Below are 17,263 nucleotides of genomic sequence, written 5' to 3' on the forward strand. Positions count from 1 at the left end.
CCATGACAACCGACACCACCACCAAGAGCGCGTCCGCCGGCGCCGCCAAGGGCGAGACGATCCTCGACGCCCGCGGCGTGACCATGCGCTTCGGCGGCCTCACCGCCGTCCGCGAGGTCGACCTCACCGTGAACAGCGGGGAGATCGTCGGACTCATCGGGCCCAACGGCGCGGGGAAGACCACCTTCTTCAACTGCCTGACCGGTCTGTACATCCCCACCGAGGGCGAAGTCCGCTACAAGGGCAAGGTCCTGCCGCCCAAGTCCTTCAAGGTGACCGCCGCCGGCATCGCCCGGACGTTCCAGAACATCCGGCTGTTCGGCAACATGACGGTGCTGGAGAACGTCCTCGTCGGCCGCCACACCCGCACCAAGGAAGGGCTCTGGTCCGCCCTCCTGCGCGGCCCGGGCTTCCACCGCGCCGAGGCGGCCTCCCGCGAACGGGCCATGGAGCTGCTGGAGTTCGTCGGCCTCGCCGACAAGGCCGACCACCTCGCCCGCAACCTCCCCTACGGCGAGCAGCGGCGGCTGGAGATCTCCCGCGCGCTCGCCAGCGAGCCGGGGCTGCTCCTCCTGGACGAGCCCACCGCGGGCATGAACCCCCAGGAGACCCGCGAGACCGAAGAACTCGTGTTCGCCATCCGGGACAAGGGCATCGCGGTCCTGGTGATCGAGCACGACATGCGGTTCATCTTCAACCTCTGCGACCGCGTCGCCGTCCTGGTCCAGGGCCAGAAGCTGGTGGAGGGCGACCCGGCGACCGTCCAGGGCGACGAACGCGTCATCGCCGCCTACATCGGAGAGCCCATCGCGGACGACCCCGGCGCCGAGGAGGCGGCCGAGGTCGAAGCGGCGGAAGCAGCCGCCGAGGCCACCACCGACGCAGCGCCCGGCAAGGAGAACGACCGATGACCGCACTCCTCGAAGTCGAAGACCTCAAGGTCGCCTACGGCAAGATCCAGGCCGTCAAGGGCATCTCCTTCAAGGTCGAGGCCGGCGAAGTGGTCACTCTCATCGGCACCAACGGCGCCGGGAAGACCACCACCCTGCGGACCCTGTCCGGCCTGCTGAAGCCGGTCGGCGGCCAGATCAGGTTCAACGGCAAGTCGCTGAAGAAGATCCCGCCCCACGACATCGTGTCCCACGGGCTCGCCCACTCCCCCGAGGGGCGGCACATCTTCCCGCGCATGACCATCGAGGACAACCTCCGCCTCGGTGCCTTCCTGCGCAGCGACAAGGCGGGCATCGAGAAGGACATCAAGCGCGCCTACGACCTGTTCCCCATCCTCGGGGAGCGCCGCAAGCAGGCCGCCGGAACCCTCTCCGGCGGTGAGCAGCAGATGCTCGCCATGGGCCGGGCCCTCATGTCCCAGCCCAAGCTGCTGATGCTCGACGAGCCCTCCATGGGTCTCTCGCCGATCATGATGCAGAAGATCATGGCGACCATCGCGGAGCTGAAGGCGCAGGGCACCACCATCCTGCTGGTCGAGCAGAACGCCCAGGCGGCGCTGTCCCTGGCCGACCAGGGCCACGTGATGGAGACCGGCAACATCGTCCTGTCCGGCACCGGGCGCGACCTGCTGCACGACGAGTCCGTGCGCAAGGCGTACCTCGGCGAGGACTGACACCCCCGCACCGCACGAGAGCGAGGCCCGCGTCCCCTTCGGGGGGCGCGGGCCTCGTGGCGTGCCGGCGGGTGTCCGTCAGCCCTTGGCGGCCTTCTTCTCCTCGGCGTCGTCGATGACCGCCTGGGCGACCTGCTGCATGGACATCCGCCGGTCCATCGAGGTCTTCTGGATCCAGCGGAACGCCGCGGGCTCGGTCAGCCCGTACCCGGTCTGCAGGATCGACTTGGCGCGCTCCACCAGCTTGCGCGTCTCCAGCCGCTGGCTGAGGTCGGCGACCTCGCGTTCCAGCTCCTTCAGCTCGGTGAACCGGGAGACCGCCATCTCGATCGCCGGCACCACGTCGCTCTTGGAGAACGGCTTCACCAGGTACGCCATCGCCCCGGCGTCCCGGGCCCGCTCCACCAGCTCGCGCTGGGAGAACGCGGTCAGCATCAGCACCGGCGCGATGCGCTCCTCGGCGATCTTCTCGGCCGCCGAGATGCCGTCCAGCTTGGGCATCTTGACGTCGAGGATCACCAGGTCGGGCTGGTGCTCCCGGGCGAGTTCGACGGCCCGTTCGCCGTCGCCGGCCTCGCCGACGACCGTGTAGCCCTCCTCCTCCAGCATCTCCTTGAGGTCGAGCCGGATCAGCGCCTCGTCCTCGGCGATGACGACACGGGTCGTCATCGGGGGCACGTGCGACTGGTCGTCATCGGGCACGTCGACGGGCTGGGGCGACTCGGGGGCGCTCACGTGGGCTCCTTGGTGCGGGGCAGGCCGGTACTGCTGACAAGAGCGTACCGAGCTGCGGTAAGGTGGGTGAACGGCGGGTGACCGCCGACCTTCGTTTCGAAGGGCGCCCCGGTAGCCCAGCGGTAGAGGCAATGGTCTCAAACACCATCCAGCGTCGGTTCGAATCCGACCCGGGGTACTTTTCCTCCGATTACAAGGTCTCTTCCCGGGAGTGGGCCGATACGCCCCCGTGACCGGCCCCCCGGATCCTTCCCCGTAACTCCGGCGCGGCGCCGCGGCACCCCTCCTCGATCCCTCGCGGGATGCCCCGCACCGCACCCCCCGACCTGCCGGGGCCGGGGGTCTCACTTCGGGCTGTCGTCCTCGCCGATGTGGTGGACGCGGACCAGGTTGGTGGAGCCGGAGACCCCCGGCGGGGAGCCCGCCGTGATGACGGCCGTCTCCCCCTTCTCGCACCGGGCGTACTTCAGCAGCATCTCGTCCACCTGGTCGACCATGGCGTCGGTGGACTCCACGTGCGGGCCCAGGAAGGTCTCCACCCCCCAGGACAGGCTGAGTTGGGACCGGGTGGCCGGGTCCGGGGTGAAGGCGAGCAGCGGGATCGGCGAGCGGTAGCGGGACAGGCGGCGGGCGGTGTCGCCGGACTGGGTGAAGGCGACGAGGAAGCGGGCGCCCAGGAAGTCGCCGATCTCGGCCGCCGCGCGGGCCATCGCCCCGCCCTGGGTGCGGGGCTTGTTGCGGTCGGTCAGCGGCGGCAGCCCCTTGGCGAGGATGTCCTCCTCGGCGGCCTCGATGATGCGGGCCATGGTGCGGACGGTCTCCGTGGCGTGCTTGCCGACGCTGGTCTCGCCGGAGAGCATCACGGCGTCCGTGCCGTCGATGACCGCGTTCGCCACGTCCGACGCCTCGGCACGGGTGGGCCGGACGTGGTCGATCATCGAGTCGAGCATCTGTGTGGCGACGATGACCGGTTTGGCGTTGCGCTGGGCCAGCTTGATGGCGCGCTTCTGCACGATGGGGACGAGTTCGAGGGGCATCTCGACGCCGAGGTCCCCGCGCGCCACCATGATGGCGTCGAAGGCGGCCACGATGTCGTCGATGTTCTCGACCGCCTGGGGCTTCTCGATCTTCGCGACGACCGGAAGGCGACGGCCCTCCTCGTCCATGATGCGGTGGACCTCCTTGATGTCCCGGCCGCTGCGGACGAAGGAGAGCGCGATGATGTCGAATCCGGTCCGCAGGGCCCAGCGGAGGTCGTCCTCGTCCTTCTTGGACAGGGCCGGGACGGACACGGCGACGCCGGGCAGGTTGAGGCCCTTGTGGTCGGAGACGACCCCGCCCTCCACGACCGTCGTGCGGACCTCCGGCCCTTCCACGGCGGTGACTTCGAGGGTGACCCTGCCGTCGTCGACGAGGATGCGCTCGCCCGGGGTGACGTCGTCGGCGAGGCCCGCGTAGGTGGTGCCGCACCGGTGCCGGTCGCCCTCGGCGCCCTCCTCCACGGTGATGGTGAAGGAGTCACCGCGTTCGAGAAGTACCGGCCCCTCGGCGAACTCGCCGAGCCGGATCTTCGGGCCTTGGAGATCGGCCAGGAGTCCCACGCTGCGACCGGTCTCGTCGGCGGCCTTGCGCACCCGTCGGTAGCGCTCCTCGTGCTCGGCGTGACTGCCGTGGCTGAGGTTGAAACGGGCCACGTCCATTCCCGCGTCGACCAGGTCCTTGATCCGGTCGTAGGCATCGGTGGCGGGGCCCAGGGTGCAGACGATTTTCGCTCGGCGCATGGTACGAGCCTATGGCTTACCGTCCAGTAGGCACGTGGCGTCCCGTGACGGTTCGAAAGCGCCTCGGTGAAGCGTTGCCGACACCCTTCGACATGTGCGCCAGGACGCTCGGACGAGCACGCCGGCGCCGGATCGCGGTACGGAATTCCGGCACGGGGCCTGGTTAGAGGTCCGGCGGCACCAGGGTGAAGCGGGCCGTGACCTCCGCGTGGACCCGCTGCCGCTGCGGCTCCAGGTCCAGGGGCGGCGGCTCCTCGCCGGCGGCGGAGCGGGCGAAGCCGCGCGACCGCATCCCGGCGAAGGACTCCGGGTGCCTCACGTCCGGGACGCCGGAGTCGGCCAGCTCCACGAGGGCGTCGAGGGCGGTGCCCAGGGCCTCGGCGTACTCACGGGCCCGCCGGACCGCGTCGTGGACCGCCTCCTGCCGGGCCCGGCGGTGGGCGGGCGAGTCGGGCCGCAGGGACCACCAGGGGCCCTCGACACGGGTCAGCTCCAGGTCGGCGAGACGGGTGGCGAGGTCCCCCAGCACGGTGAAGTCGCTCAGCTCGGCGGCGAGACGGACCGTGCCGTGGTGACTGCGGACGCGCTCGCCCCGGCCCCGGGGGCCGAGTTCCGGCGTCACGGTGAGACTGCCGGTCTCCAGGCGCTCGACGCCGTCACCGTAGGACCTGACGAGGTCGAGGGCCGTGGCGTTGCGGCGGGTCAGGTCGTCGAGGGTGGCGCGCCGGTCGCGGCCCCGGGCGCCGACGGTGATGTCGAGGCGGGCGAGTTCGGGGGCGACGTCGAGACGGGCCTCCCCGCGCACGGCGAGGTGGGGGGCCGCGGGCGTGCCGTACGTACCGGACCGCGGCGCCGGGCGTCCGTCGTGGGGGGTGGCCATACGCCCACTGTGTCAGCTCACGCCCGTTCCCACAGCGGTCTTTCCCGTTCCCACAGTGGTCTCCCCCGTCTCCACAGCGGGCCGGTCAGCGGGCGGGCCCGCGGAAGCGGTGGCTCACGTCGGCCCGGGGGGCCGACGGCGTCACCGGCACCCGGCCACGGCGGCGGCACGGTCCCGGGACGCCCCGGCCGTCGGCCCCCGCCGTTGAGAGGTCACCGCGCAGAGGATGCCGGTCCCCCGCGGCGCCCCGTCCGGGAGGCCGGAGGCCGCGCCGGCGGGGGTGCCCGGCCCCAGACCCCCCGCCCGCCCCGGGCGGTGCCGCCGGGCCCGGGTGCCCGCCCCCGTCACGCCTCCTGGACGCGCAGGGCGCGGGCGAGGTCGTCGAGTTGGTCGGTGAGCCTGCGGCGCAGGGCGGGCACCGGGTCGCCCTCGCGCAGGCACCGCTCGCCCAGGCCCAGGTGCTCGGCGTCGACGGCGTGGGCCGGGAACGCCCAGTGGCCGGCGGCCTCGGCGATGGCGGGGCCGCGGCGGGCCGCGAGCGGCACCACGTCCTCGTAGTAGCGGGCCACGTACGGGCGGACCAGGTCGGCCTGTTCGGGCTGCCAGAAGCCCCGGGCGGTGGCGGTGAACAGGTAGTTCGACAGGTCGTCGGAGGCGAACATGGCCTGCCAGGCGCGGGCCTTGGCGTCCTCGTCGGGCAGGGCGGCGCGGCAGCGGGCGGCGCCCTCCTGCCCGGTGGCGCTCGGGTCGTGTTCCAGTTCGGCGGCGATGGCCGCCTCGTCGGTGGCACCGAGGACGGCGAGGCGGGCGAGGATCCGCCAGCGCAGCTCGGGGTCGAGTTCGGGGCCGCCGGGGACGGTGCCGTCGTCGAGCCAGGTGGTGATGGTCTCGGGGTGCGCGGCGGCGTCGATGAAGTGCCGCACGGCGATCAGCCGCAGGCCGGGGTGGTCGCCGTCCTCGGTGCGGCGCAGGAGGTCGCGGCACAGGCCGGTGAGGGCGCCGAGCGCGGCGGGCCGCCGGTCGGGAGCGAGGTAGCGGTCGGTGACGTGGGTGGCGGTGAACGCCAGGACGCCCTGCACCAGCGCCAGATCGGTCTCCTCGGGCAGGTGGGCGCAGGCGGTGGCGAGGTAGTCGCCGGGGGCGAGTTCGCCGTCGCGGACCATGTCGCGCAGGGAGTTCCACACGACGGCCCGGGTGAGGGCGTCGGGGATGCCGGACAGGCCGCGCAGCACCGTTTCGAGGGAGGTGTCGTCGAGGCGGATCTTGGCGTAGGTGAGGTCCAGGTCGTTGGGCACGACGAGGGCGGGGTGGGTGCCGGGGCGGGTCACCGGGCCGGCGTCCGCGGGGACGTCGGTCTCGAAGCGTTCCCGCAGGACCAGGGCGCGTCCGCCGCCGAGGTCGCGATCGTAGACGCCGACGGTGACGCGGTGCGGCCGGTGGCCGTCGCGGCCGAGGGCGAGGGTCCACTGGCCGGGGCGGGAGTCGACGTCGGCGGTGAGCCGGTCGACGCCGGTGGTGCGCAGCCAGGCGTCGGCCCAGGCGTGGACGTCGCGGTCGGTGGCGGCGGCCAGGGAGTCGATGAAGTCCGCCAGGGTGGCGTTGGCGAAGCGGTGCCGGGAGAAGTGGACGTTGATGCCGGCCAGGAAGTCCTTCTCGCCCAGCCAGGCGACGAGCTGGCGCAGGGCGGAGGCGCCCTTGGCGTAGGAGATGCCGTCGAAGTTGAGCAGCGCGGAGGCGGTGTCCTCGACGTGCTCGGGGGCGACGGGGTGGGTGGAGGGGCGCTGGTCGGCGTCGTAGCCCCAGGTCTTGCGGGCGACGCCGAAGTCCGTCCAGGTGTCGGTGAACCGGGTGGCCTCGGAGGTGATCTGGTAGCCCATGTACTCGGCGAAGGACTCGTTGAGCCAGATGTCGTCCCACCAGGTGAGGGTGACGAGGTCGCCGAACCACATGTGGGCCATCTCGTGGGCGATGACCATGGCGCGGGTCTGGCGCTCGGTGTCGGTGACGGCGGAGCGGTAGACGAACTCGTCGCGGAAGGTGACCAGGCCCGGGTTCTCCATGGCGCCGGCGTTGAACTCGGGGACGAACGCCTGGTCGTAGGAGTCGAAGGGGTAGGGCTCCTCGAACTTCTCGTGGTAGCGGTCGAAGCAGGCGCGGGTGATGTCGAGGAGTTCGTCGGCGTCGGCGTCGAGGTGGGGGGCCAGCGAGCGGCGGCAGTGCAGGCCGAAGGGCAGGCCGCGGTGTTCGGCGCGGACGCTGTGCCAGGGGCCGGCGGCGACGGCGACGAGGTAGGTGGGGATGAGCGGGGTGGGGGCGGCCCGCCAGCGGCCGTCGCCGAGGTGTTCGGTGACGCCGTTGGCGAGGACGGTCCAGGCGGGCGGGGCGGTGATGCTCAGCTCGAAGACGGCCTTGAGGTCGGGCTGGTCGAACGCGGCGAACACGCGCTGCACGTCGTCCAGGAAGAGCTGGGTGTAGACGTAGGTCTCGCCGTCGGTGGGGTCGGTGAAGCGGTGCATGCCCTCACCGGTGCGGGAGTAGCGCATGCGCGCGTCGACGCGGAGTTCGTGCCCGCCGGGGGCGAGACCCTTCAGCGGCAGGCGGTTGCCGTCCAGGATCCCGGGGTCGAGGGGTTGTCCGTCGAGGGTGACGGAGCGCAGTTCGGCGGGCTTGACCTCGACGAAGGTGTCCGTGGCGTCCCGGTCCGCGAGAACGGTGAAGGAGATCGCGGTGCGGGAGTCGAAGGTCTCCTCCCCGACGGTCAGGTCGAGTTCGACGGTGTACCGGTGGACGTCGAGGAGCTGTGCTCGGTTCTGCGCTTCGTCGCGCGTCAGTACGGACATGCAGGCCATGCTGCCCGATGGCGTCGGCACGGCACAGGGTCGGTCCGGTACGCGGCCTATGTCCGGTCCGGTGCGAGCTCCCCGTGCGCCCCCGTGGGATGTCCGGGGGGCAGGTGGGGGTGCGGGTGCGGGTGCGGCAGGGCCGGGCGGGCGGTCGCGGGGACCGGGGCGAGGCGGGCCCGCAGGTCGCGCAGTTCGCGTTCGAGGGCGAGGCGGCGCTGGTGCGCGTCGTAGAGGTGGCGGACCTTGATGCGCAGGGTCCAGGGGTCGACGGGCTTGGCGACCACGTCGGCGACGCCGAGGGCGTAGGCGGCGGCGCCGAACTCGCGGTCGCGGCCGTGCGCGGTGAGCAGCACGACCGGGATGTGCTGGGTCTGTTCCAGGCGCCGCATGTAGCCGACCACGTCCAGGCCGCCGGTGCCGGGGAGGCGCAGGTTGAGCAGGACCAGTCCGACGTTCCCGCGCAGCAGTTGTTTCAAGGCCGCCTCGCCGGTGGTGGCCCGGCCCAGGGGGCGGCCCAGCGGGGCGAGGGCGCTCTCCAGCGCGTACAGGGTGTCGTCGTGGCCGTCGACGATGAGGATCCTGGCATCCCGGGGCATGGCGGACGTCCCTCCTCGTAAGGGGACCGGAGTCTCGGCCGGGCGCTGACGGAAGGTGTCCGCCGGCTGACAAGGAGTGCCCATAGGATGCCCCGCGCACGCGCTCCTGTCACTCCCCGGGGAAGGGCGCCCGCGGTCGGGCGCCCGGAGGGGGTGGTGGCGCCGGCGGCCGGCCGGGCGGGCGGGCGGCGGTCAGCGGCTCCCGCGGTCAGCCGGGCGGGCGGCGGCGTCCGGCGGTTCAGCCCGCCGGGCGGGCGGCGGCGTCCGGCGGTTCAGCCCGCCGGGCGGCCGGTGGCGCCCGCGGTGTCCTCGGCGATGCGTTCGTGGTGGCGGATCACCTCGGCGACGATGAAGTTCAGGAACTTCTCCGCGAAGGCCGGGTCGAGCCGGGCGTTCTCCGCGAGGTCGCGCAGCCGGGCGATCTGCCGGGCCTCCCGGGCCGGGTCGGCGGGCGGCAGCCGGTGCTCGGCCTTGAGCCGGCCGACCTGCTGGGTGCACTTGAAGCGCTCGGCGAGCATGTGGACGACGGCGGCGTCGATGTTGTCGATGCTGTCGCGCAGCCGGGTGAGTTCCGCGCGCACGGCGGGGTCGACGTCTTCGGTACCGGTGGAGCTGGTGGTCATGGGGCGTCAGCCTACGGGCCGGGGGCGCCCGGGGCCGGGACGGTCCGCCGACTGGTCACGGGCGGCGGGCGGCGCACCGTGTGCGGGGTGCCGGGGCGGGCGGCGGCGGGGGTGCGCGGGACGGGCCGGACCGTACAGTGGAACAGGGTTCAGGACGTCCGCGGGGGTGAGGCGTGGCGAACGGCGGTCCGGTCGAGCACGGCTTCCCGCACCTGGAGACGGTGCGGGAGGCCATCACGGCGCTGTACCGGCGGCTCACCCCGGACACGGTCCGGACGTTCTCGACGAGTGTCGCCCCGGCCGACGTGGCGTTCTGCGACACCGACGACCTGCATCTGGGCGCGCAGCGGGTGGCCCGGGAACTGGTGCGCCACTACCGGCTGCCCGAGGCGCGGCTGATCGTCGGCTTCCGCGCGATGACGCACGCGGCGAACGTCGAACTGACGGCGGGGCCCGAGTACTTCGTGGAGCTGAACGACCGGTTCCGCACGCATCGGCGGGACATCGGGGCGGCGCTGGCGCACGAGGTGATGCACGTGTACCTGCACCGCCTGGGGCTGTCCTTCCCCACCACACGGGAGAACGAGATCCTCACCGACACGGCGGCGACCTACCTGGGGGCGGGGTGGCTGCTGCTGGACGCGTTCCGCGAGGACGGGGCGTCCTCGCAGAAGCTGGGGTACCTCACGCCGGAGGAGTTCGGGTACGTGCTGGCGAAGCGGTCGCTGTTCTTCGGCGAGGACCCGTCGGTGTGGTTCACCAGCGCCCAGGCGTACACGGCGTACGGCAAGGGCCTGGCGCTGGCCCGGCGGGACGGGCAGCAGCCGCCGCTGACGGCGGCCGGCTGGGTGGGCCGCCGCCGGTACGCCCGTGACCGCCGGCAGGCCCAAGAGCAGCGGGCCGGCCCGCCCGCCTCGTCCGACGTCCCCTACCGGTTCGCGCCGGACGACCACGGCCCCCTGAAGGTGTCCTTCCCCTGCCCGACCTGCCGGCAGCGCATCCGGGTGCCGGTGCGGGGGCGGGTGCGGGCCCGCTGCGGTCTGTGCCGGACGGTGCTGGAGTGCGACACCTGAAGCGGCCCGCCCGCGCCCGGCCCGCCCGCCCTCGCGGGACGGGACGTTCACGCCGTCCGAACGGGGCGGCTCCGTAGGCTGGGCGCATGAAACGTGCCCTGCTCACGGCCCTGTGCGTGGTCGTCGTCGCGGTGTCGGGATGCTCGTCGGCCGGAAGCGGCGCCGCCGGGAGGGAGACGGACGGGGTGGGCCTGTCGAGTCCGGCGAAGAAGGAACTGGCCCAGCAGATCGTGGCGAGCGCGGAGAACGGGACGCTGGACTGGCGCAGCGCCTACGGCTACGTCGAGGACATCGGCGACGGCCAGGGCTACACGGCGGGCATCATCGGCTTCTGCACCGGCACCCACGACCTGCTGACCCTGGTCGAGAAGTACACGGCGGACCATCCCGGCAACGGCCTCGCCCGGTACCTGCCCGCCCTGCGCGCGGTCGACGGCACGGACTCGCACGAGGGGCTGGACCCGGGCTTCCCCGCGGCCTGGAAGGCGGAGGCCGAGCGGCCCGCGTTCCGCGCCGCGCAGGACGCCGAGCGCGACGCCGTGTACTTCGGTCCGGCGGTGCGCCGCGCCGAGCGGGACGGGCTGTCCGCGCTGGGCCAGTTCGTGTACTACGACGCGATGGTCTACCACGGCCCCGGTGACGGCCCCACCAGCTTCGGCGGCATCCGCGCGGCGGCGCTGCGCCGGGCGGATCCCCCGGCCGACGGGGGCGACGAGGAGGCGTACCTCTCGGTGTTCCTGGACGTCCGCCGGAAGGCCATGAACCGGCTGCACCCCGCGCACGACACCAGCAGGGTCACCGCCCAGCGCCACTTCCTGGACGAGGGGAACCTGGACCTCGACACCCCGCTGGAGTGGGAGATGTACGGCACGTCCTACGAGGTGACCTGAGCCGGGTCCTGGCCCCGGGAACGTGCTACGGCGCCCGCCCCGGTGTCCGGTCGGGGACGGGGGCGGGCGCCGTCTGTGGCCGTACGCCGTTGTACGTCACGGATGTGAGGGACCGTCAGGTCCCGGTGCGGGCCGTCAGACCGCCAGCGCGCGGTCGGTCGGCCGGATCGGTGCCGGCAGGTCGCTCGCCCCCGTGAGGAGGCGGTCGCAGCCCCGCGCGGCCGAGCGGCCCTCGGCGATCGCCCACACGATGAGCGACTGTCCGCGTCCGGCGTCACCGGCCACGAACACGCCGGGCACGTTCGTCTGGAAGTCGGCGTCCCGGGCGATGTTACCCCGCTCGTCGAGTTCCAGGCCGAACTGTTCCACCAGTCCGTTGTCCCGGTCGGTTCCGGTGAAGCCCATGGCGAGGGTGACCAGCTGGGCGGGGATCTTGCGCTCGGTGCCCGGCTTCGGGACCGGCCGGCCGCCGGTGAACTCGACCTCGGTCAGGTGCAGCCACTGGACGTTGCCGTCCGCGTCGCCCTCGAAGTGGGTGGTGGAGACCGAGTAGACCCGCTCACCGCCCTCCTCGTGCGCGGACGTCACCTTGTAGAGCATGGGGAAGGTCGGCCAGGGCTGGGCCGCCGGGTCCCGCTCCTCACCGGGGCGGGGCATGATCTCCAGCTGGGTGACGGAGGCGGCGCCCTGGCGGTGGGCGGTGCCCACGCAGTCCGCGCCGGTGTCACCGCCGCCGATCACGACGACGTGCTTGCCCTCGGCGGTGATCGGCGGGGCGACGTAGTCGCCCTCCTGCACCTTGTTGGCCAGCGGCAGGTACTCCATGGCCTGGTGGATGCCCTTGAGGTCGCGGCCCGGCACCGGCAGGTCGCGGGCGGTCGTGGCGCCGACCGCCAGGACGACCGCGTCGTAGCGCTTGCGCAGCGCGGTGGCCGGCATGTCGCGGCCGATCTCGATGCCGGTGCGGAACTTGGTGCCCTCCGCGCGCATCTGCTCGATGCGGCGGTTGATGTGCCGCTTCTCCATCTTGAACTCGGGGATGCCGTACCGCAGCAGGCCGCCGATGCGGTCGGCCCGCTCGTAGACGGCGACGGTGTGGCCGGCCCGGGTCAGCTGCTGGGCGGCGGCCAGACCGGCCGGACCGGAGCCGACGACGGCGACGGTCTTGCCGGAGAGCCGTTCGGGGACCCGCGGGGCGACGTCACCGGCCGCCCACGCCTTGTCGATGATGGAGACCTCGACGTTCTTGATGGTCACCGGCGGCTGGTTGATGCCGAGCACGCACGCCGACTCGCAGGGGGCCGGGCACAGCCGGCCGGTGAACTCGGGGAAGTTGTTCGTCGCGTGCAGGCGTTCGCTCGCCGCCGCCCAGTCCTCGCGGTAGGCGTAGTCGTTCCACTCGGGGATGAGGTTCCCCAGCGGGCAGCCGTTGTGGCAGAACGGGATGCCGCAGTCCATGCACCGGCTCGCCTGCTTGCTGATGATGGGCAGCAGCGAGCCGGGGACGTAGACCTCGTTCCAGTCCTTGACGCGCTCGGGGACCGGGCGGGTCGGGGCGAGTTCGCGGCCGTGGTTCAGAAAGCCCTTCGGGTCAGCCATTGATCGCCGCCTCCATCATCTTCTCGTGGGTCTCGGACTCGGAGAGCCCGGCTCGCTCGGCGGCGTCCTTGGCGGCGAGCACTGCCTGGTACGTGCTGGGGATGATCTTGCTGAAGCGCTCCACGGCCGTGTCCCACTCGGCGAGGAGCTTCTCGGCGACGGTGGAGCCGGTCTCCTCCCGGTGCCGGCGCACCACGTCGTGCAGCCAGGTCCGGTCGGCGTCGTCGAGCGGCCGGACGGCGTCCAGGTTGCCCGCGTTGACGTGGTCGCGGTCCAGGTCGATGACGTAGGCGACGCCGCCGGACATGCCGGCCGCGAAGTTGCGGCCGGTCTCGCCGAGGACGACGGCGTGGCCGCCGGTCATGTACTCGCAGCCGTGGTCGCCCACGCCCTCGGAGACCACCAGGGCACCGGAGTTGCGGACGCAGAACCGCTCGCCGACCTTGCCGCGCAGGAACATCTCGCCGCCGGTGGCGCCATAGGCGAGGGTGTTGCCCGCGATGACGCTGTACTCGGCGAGGTGGTCGGCGCCGCGGTCGGGGCGGACCACGATCCGGCCGCCGGACAGGCCCTTGCCGACGTAGTCGTTGGCGTCGCCCTCCAGGCGGAGGGTGACCCCGCGCGGGACGAAGGCGCCGAAGGACTGGCCCGCCGAGCCGGTGAAGGTGATGTCGACGGTGTCGTCGGGCAGGCCCGCGCCGCCGAACTTCCGGGTCACCTCGTGGCCGAGCATGGTGCCGACGGTGCGGTTGATGTTGCGGATGGCGACCTGGGCGCGCACCGGGTGGGCGTCGGTGGCGTCGGACGCGGCCAGGGCGTCGGCGGCGAGCCGGATCAGCTCGTTGTCGAGCGCCTTCTCCAGGCCGTGGTCCTGCTCCGTCAGCTGGTGGCGGACGGCGCCCTCGGCCAGCGCGGGGACGTGGAACAGCGGGGCCAGGTCGAGGCCCTGCGCCTTCCAGTGGTCGACGGCGCGGGTCACGTCGAGGACCTCGGCGTGGCCGACGGCCTCCTCCACGGAGCGGAAACCGAGTTCGGCCAGCAGTTCGCGGACCTCCTCGGCGATGAACTCGAAGAAGTTCACCACGTACTCGGCCTTGCCCGCGTAGCGGTCGCGCAGCACCGGGTTCTGGGTGGCGATGCCGACCGGGCAGGTGTCGAGGTGGCAGACGCGCATCATGACGCAGCCGGACACCACCAGCGGCGCGGTGGCGAAGCCGAACTCCTCGGCGCCCAGCAGGGCGGCGATGACGACGTCGCGGCCGGTCTTGAGCTGGCCGTCGGTCTGCACGACGATCCGGTCCCGCAGCCCGTTGAGCAGCAGGGTCTGCTGGGTCTCGGCGAGCCCCAGCTCCCAGGGGCCGCCCGCGTGCTTCAGCGAGGTCAGCGGGGAGGCGCCGGTGCCGCCGTCGTGGCCGGAGATCAGCACCACGTCGGCGTGCGCCTTGGAGACGCCCGCGGCGACGGTGCCGACGCCGACCTCGGAGACCAGCTTGACGTGGATGCGCGCCCGGGGGTTGGCGTTCTTCAGGTCGTGGATGAGCTGGGCGAGGTCCTCGATGGAGTAGATGTCGTGGTGCGGCGGCGGGGAGATGAGGCCCACGCCCGGCGTGGAGTGCCGGGTCTTCGCGACCCACGGGTAGACCTTGTGGCCGGGCAGCTGGCCGCCCTCGCCGGGCTTGGCGCCCTGGGCCATCTTGATCTGGATGTCGTCGGCGTTGACCAGGTACTCGGAGGTCACTCCGAAGCGGCCGGAGGCGACCTGCTTGATCGCGGAGCGGCGGGCCGGGTCGTACAGGCGCTCGGGGTCCTCGCCGCCCTCGCCGGTGTTGGACTTGCCGCCGAGGCGGTTCATGGCGACGGCGAGGGTCTCGTGCGCCTCCTGGGAGATGGAGCCGTAGGACATGGCGCCGGTGGAGAACCGCTTGACGATCTCGGAGACCGGTTCCACCTCGTCGACCGGGATCGGCGCCCGGTCGGACGTGAAGCCGAAGAGGCCGCGCAGCGTCATCAGCCGCTCGGACTGCTCGTTGACGCGCTCGGTGTACTGCTTGAAGACGTCGTAGCGGCCGGAGCGGGTGGAGTGCTGGAGGCGGAAGACCGTCTCCGGGTCGAACAGGTGCGGCTCGCCCTCACGGCGCCACTGGTACTCGCCGCCGATGTCCAGCGCGCGGTGCGCCGGGGCGATGCCGGAGACGGGGTACGCCTTGGCGTGCCGGGCGGCGACCTCCCGGGCGACGACGTCGATGCCGACGCCGCCGATCTTGCTGGCGGTGCCGTGGAAGTACTGGTCGACGAAGCCCTGGTCCAGGCCGACGGCCTCGAAGACCTGGGCGCCCCGGTAGGAGGCGACGGTGGAGATGCCCATCTTGGACATCACCTTCAGCACGCCCTTGCCCAGGGCGTGGATCAGGTTGCGGATGGCCGTCTCGGGCTCCATGCCGGGCAGGAAGGTGCCGGCGCGGACCAGGTCCTCGACGGACTCCATCGCCAGGTAGGGGTTGACCGCGGCGGCGCCGTAGCCGATGAGCAGGGCCACGTGGTGGACCTCGCGGACGTCGCCGGCCTCGACCAGCAGGCCCACCTGGGTGCGCTGCTTGGTGCGGATGAGGTGGTGGTGGACCGCGGAGGTGAGCAGCAGCGACGGGATCGGCGCGTGCTCGGCGTCGGAGTGCCGGTCGGACAGCACGATCAGACGGGCGCCGTTGCCGATGGCGGCGTCGGCCTCGGCGCAGATCGCCTCGATGCGCGCGGCGAGCGCCTCGCCGCCGCCGGAGACCCGGTACAGGCCGGAGAGGGTCGCGGCCTTGAAGCCGGGCATGTCGCCGTCGGCGTTGACGTGGATCAGCTTGGCGAGTTCGTCGTTGTCGATGACCGGGAAGGGCAGGACGACGCTGCGGCAGGAGGCGGCGGTCGGCTCCAGCAGGTTGCCCTGCGGGCCGAGGGAGGAGCGCAGGGAGGTGACGAGTTCCTCCCGGATGGCGTCCAGCGGGGGGTTGGTGACCTGTGCGAACAGCTGGGTGAAGTAGTCGAACAGCAGCCGCGGCCGGTCGCTGAGGGCGGCGATCGGCGAGTCGGTGCCCATCGAACCGATCGGCTCGGCACCGGCCTTGGCCATCGGGGCGAGGATGACCCGCAGCTCCTCCTCGGTGTAGCCGAAGGTCTGCTGGCGGCGGGTGACCGAGGCGTGGGTGTGCACGATGTGCTCGCGCTCGGGCAGGTCGGACAGCTCGATCTCGCCGGCCTCCAGCCACTCCGCGTAGGGGTGTTCGGCGGCGAGGGCGGCCTTGATCTCGTCGTCCTCGATGATGCGGTGCTCGGCGGTGTCGACGAGGAACATGCGGCCGGGCTGGAGGCGGCCCTTGCGGACGACCTTGGCGGGGTCGATGTCCAGGACGCCGACCTCGGAGCCGAGGACGACCAGGCCGTCGTCGGTGACCCAGTAGCGGCCGGGGCGCAGCCCGTTGCGGTCGAGGACGGCGCCGACCTGGGTGCCGTCGGTGAAGGTCACGCAGGCGGGGCCGTCCCAGGGCTCCATCATCGTGGAGTGGTACTGGTAGAAGGCGCGTCGCGCGGGGTCCATGGAGGGGTGGTTCTCCCACGCCTCCGGGATCATCATCAGCACCGAGTGGGGCAGCGACCGGCCGCCGAGGTGCAGCAGTTCGAGGACCTCGTCGAAGGAGGCCGAGTCGGAGGCGTCGGGGGTGCAGACCGGGAAGACGCGCTCCAGGTCCCTGCCGGTGCCGAACAGGTCGGACATCAGCTGCGACTCGCGGGCGCGCATCCAGTTGCGGTTGCCCTTGACGGTGTTGATCTCGCCGTTGTGCGCGACGAACCGGTAGGGGTGGGCGAGCGGCCACGACGGGAAGGTGTTGGTGGAGAACCGGGAGTGCACCAGCGCGATCGCGGAGCCGAAGCGGCGGTCGGACAGGTCCGGGAAGAAGGGCTCCAGCTGGCCGGTGGTCAGCATGCCCTTGTAGACGATGGTCCGCGCGGACAGCGACGGGAAGTAGACGCCGGCCTCGCGCTCGGCGCGCTTGCGCAGCGCGAAGGCCCTGCGGTCCAGGGCGATGCCGGTGGAGGCGCCGTCGGTGACGAAGATCTGGCGGAAGACCGGCATGGTGGAGCGGGCGGTGGCGCCGAGCAGCTGGGGCGCGACCGGCACCTCCCGCCAGCCGAGGACGGTCAGGCCCTCGTCGGCGGCGATCCGCTCGATGTGGTCGACGGCGTCCCGGGTGCCGTCCTGCGGCAGGAAGGCGGTGCCGACGGCGTAGCTCCCGGCCGCGGGCAGCTCGAACCCGGCGACCTCGCGGAAGAAGCCGTCGGGGACCTGGGAGAGGATGCCGGCGCCGTCGCCCGAGTCGGGCTCGGAGCCGGTGGCACCCCGGTGTTCGAGGTTGCGCAGGACGGTCAGGGCCTGCTCGACCAGGGTGTGGGACGCCTCGCCGGTGAGGGTGGCGACGAAGCCGACGCCGCAGGCGTCGTGCTCGTCGCGGGGGTCGTACATGCCCTGCGGGGCAGGGCGAGCATCCATGAAGGACCAGGTGGACCGGTCGTCCGCGGAATGCTGGGACGGCTGGCGCGGCGTACGCATCGGCTCTCCCGTCGTCGTCTGTTGGCAT

12 protein-coding genes and 1 tRNA gene are annotated in these 17,263 nt (G+C 72.4%); 5 read left to right on the plus strand and 8 right to left on the minus strand.

Translation table 11 applies throughout. The features are described from left to right. The first annotated feature begins 2 nt into the window (after nt 1-2). Nucleotides 3-911 (plus strand): ABC transporter ATP-binding protein, encoded by a 909-nt coding sequence (locus AB0F01_RS01015; protein WP_362088982.1) that lies wholly within the window; start codon nt 3-5, stop codon nt 909-911. Then, a complete protein-coding gene (locus AB0F01_RS01020) occupies nt 908-1,624 on the plus strand; it encodes an ABC transporter ATP-binding protein (RefSeq protein ID WP_362088983.1) in 717 nt (238 codons plus the stop codon). The genes AB0F01_RS01015 and AB0F01_RS01020 overlap by 4 nt, the downstream gene beginning before the upstream one ends. Nucleotides 1,625-1,702: 78 nt before the next feature. Here AB0F01_RS01020 and AB0F01_RS01025 read toward each other — a convergent pair whose 3' ends face one another. Beyond that, nucleotides 1,703-2,359, minus strand: a complete 657-nt coding sequence (locus tag AB0F01_RS01025; RefSeq protein ID WP_362088984.1) for a response regulator — start codon at nt 2,357-2,359, stop codon at nt 1,703-1,705. Nucleotides 2,360-2,464: 105 nt separating this feature from the next. Between AB0F01_RS01025 and AB0F01_RS01030 the strand changes: the two genes are divergently transcribed. Next, nucleotides 2,465-2,537, plus strand: a tRNA-Leu gene (locus tag AB0F01_RS01030). A gap of 166 nt (nt 2,538-2,703) precedes the next feature. On the opposite strand, the gene pyk is transcribed toward AB0F01_RS01030, so the two are convergent. From pyk to AB0F01_RS01055, 5 genes are all read right to left on the minus strand, one after another. After that, nucleotides 2,704-4,140 (minus strand): pyruvate kinase, encoded by a 1,437-nt coding sequence (gene pyk, locus AB0F01_RS01035; RefSeq protein WP_362088985.1) that lies wholly within the window; start codon nt 4,138-4,140, stop codon nt 2,704-2,706. Nucleotides 4,141-4,303: 163 nt separating this feature from the next. Then, on the minus strand, nt 4,304-5,020 hold the full coding sequence (locus AB0F01_RS01040) for an SIMPL domain-containing protein (RefSeq protein WP_362088986.1): 717 nt from the start codon (nt 5,018-5,020) through the stop codon (nt 4,304-4,306). 344 nt (nt 5,021-5,364) lie between these two features. Further along, nucleotides 5,365-7,869, minus strand: coding sequence for an aminopeptidase N (gene pepN / locus AB0F01_RS01045; RefSeq protein WP_362090165.1), 2,505 nt, complete (start codon nt 7,867-7,869; stop codon nt 5,365-5,367). Between the two features lie 47 nt (nt 7,870-7,916). Continuing rightward, a complete protein-coding gene (locus tag AB0F01_RS01050) occupies nt 7,917-8,459 on the minus strand; it encodes a response regulator (RefSeq protein ID WP_362088987.1) in 543 nt (180 codons plus the stop codon). A gap of 272 nt (nt 8,460-8,731) precedes the next feature. After that, nucleotides 8,732-9,082 carry a chorismate mutase gene (locus AB0F01_RS01055; protein ID WP_362088988.1) on the minus strand — a complete coding sequence of 117 codons (351 nt, stop codon included), beginning with the start codon at nt 9,080-9,082 and terminating at the stop codon, nt 8,732-8,734. 173 nt (nt 9,083-9,255) lie between these two features. Here AB0F01_RS01055 and AB0F01_RS01060 point away from each other — a divergent pair, with 173 nt between their 5' ends. Beyond that, the gene (locus AB0F01_RS01060) at nt 9,256-10,155 is read left to right on the plus strand and encodes a hypothetical protein (protein ID WP_362088989.1); all 900 of its coding nucleotides are present in this window, start codon (nt 9,256-9,258) and stop codon (nt 10,153-10,155) included. Nucleotides 10,156-10,241: 86 nt separating this feature from the next. Next, nucleotides 10,242-11,045 (plus strand): chitosanase, encoded by an 804-nt coding sequence (locus AB0F01_RS01065; RefSeq protein WP_362088990.1) that lies wholly within the window; start codon nt 10,242-10,244, stop codon nt 11,043-11,045. Nucleotides 11,046-11,180: 135 nt separating this feature from the next. Here the strand turns inward: AB0F01_RS01065 and AB0F01_RS01070 are convergent, their stop codons facing one another. After that, nucleotides 11,181-12,644 (minus strand): glutamate synthase subunit beta, encoded by a 1,464-nt coding sequence (locus tag AB0F01_RS01070; RefSeq protein ID WP_362088991.1) that lies wholly within the window; start codon nt 12,642-12,644, stop codon nt 11,181-11,183. Beyond that, nucleotides 12,637-17,235: a glutamate synthase large subunit gene (gltB, locus tag AB0F01_RS01075; protein ID WP_362088992.1), complete on the minus strand. Its 4,599-nt coding sequence runs from the start codon at nt 17,233-17,235 to the stop codon at nt 12,637-12,639. The genes AB0F01_RS01070 and gltB overlap by 8 nt, the downstream gene beginning before the upstream one ends. Nucleotides 17,236-17,263 lie beyond the last annotated feature (28 nt).

It is taken from the genome of Streptomyces sp. NPDC029526, assembly GCF_040637405.1.
Classification (GTDB): domain Bacteria; phylum Actinomycetota; class Actinomycetes; order Streptomycetales; family Streptomycetaceae; genus Streptomyces.

What these genes read in the sequence shown, in the direction of transcription:
- AB0F01_RS01015 (WP_362088982.1), top strand. Translation starts at nt 3, where the DNA reads ATGACAACCGACACCACCACCAAGAGCGCGTCCGCCGGCGCCGCCAAG.
- AB0F01_RS01020 (WP_362088983.1), top strand. Translation starts at nt 908, where the DNA reads ATGACCGCACTCCTCGAAGTCGAAGACCTCAAGGTCGCCTACGGCAAG.
- pyk (WP_362088985.1), bottom strand. Translation starts at nt 4,140, where the DNA reads ATGCGCCGAGCGAAAATCGTCTGCACCCTGGGCCCCGCCACCGATGCC.
- AB0F01_RS01040 (WP_362088986.1), bottom strand. Translation starts at nt 5,020, where the DNA reads ATGGCCACCCCCCACGACGGACGCCCGGCGCCGCGGTCCGGTACGTAC.
- pepN (WP_362090165.1), bottom strand. Translation starts at nt 7,869, where the DNA reads ATGGCCTGCATGTCCGTACTGACGCGCGACGAAGCGCAGAACCGAGCA.
- AB0F01_RS01050 (WP_362088987.1), bottom strand. Translation starts at nt 8,459, where the DNA reads ATGCCCCGGGATGCCAGGATCCTCATCGTCGACGGCCACGACGACACC.
- AB0F01_RS01055 (WP_362088988.1), bottom strand. Translation starts at nt 9,082, where the DNA reads ATGACCACCAGCTCCACCGGTACCGAAGACGTCGACCCCGCCGTGCGC.
- AB0F01_RS01065 (WP_362088990.1), top strand. Translation starts at nt 10,242, where the DNA reads ATGAAACGTGCCCTGCTCACGGCCCTGTGCGTGGTCGTCGTCGCGGTG.
- AB0F01_RS01070 (WP_362088991.1), bottom strand. Translation starts at nt 12,644, where the DNA reads ATGGCTGACCCGAAGGGCTTTCTGAACCACGGCCGCGAACTCGCCCCG.
- gltB (WP_362088992.1), bottom strand. Translation starts at nt 17,235, where the DNA reads ATGCGTACGCCGCGCCAGCCGTCCCAGCATTCCGCGGACGACCGGTCC.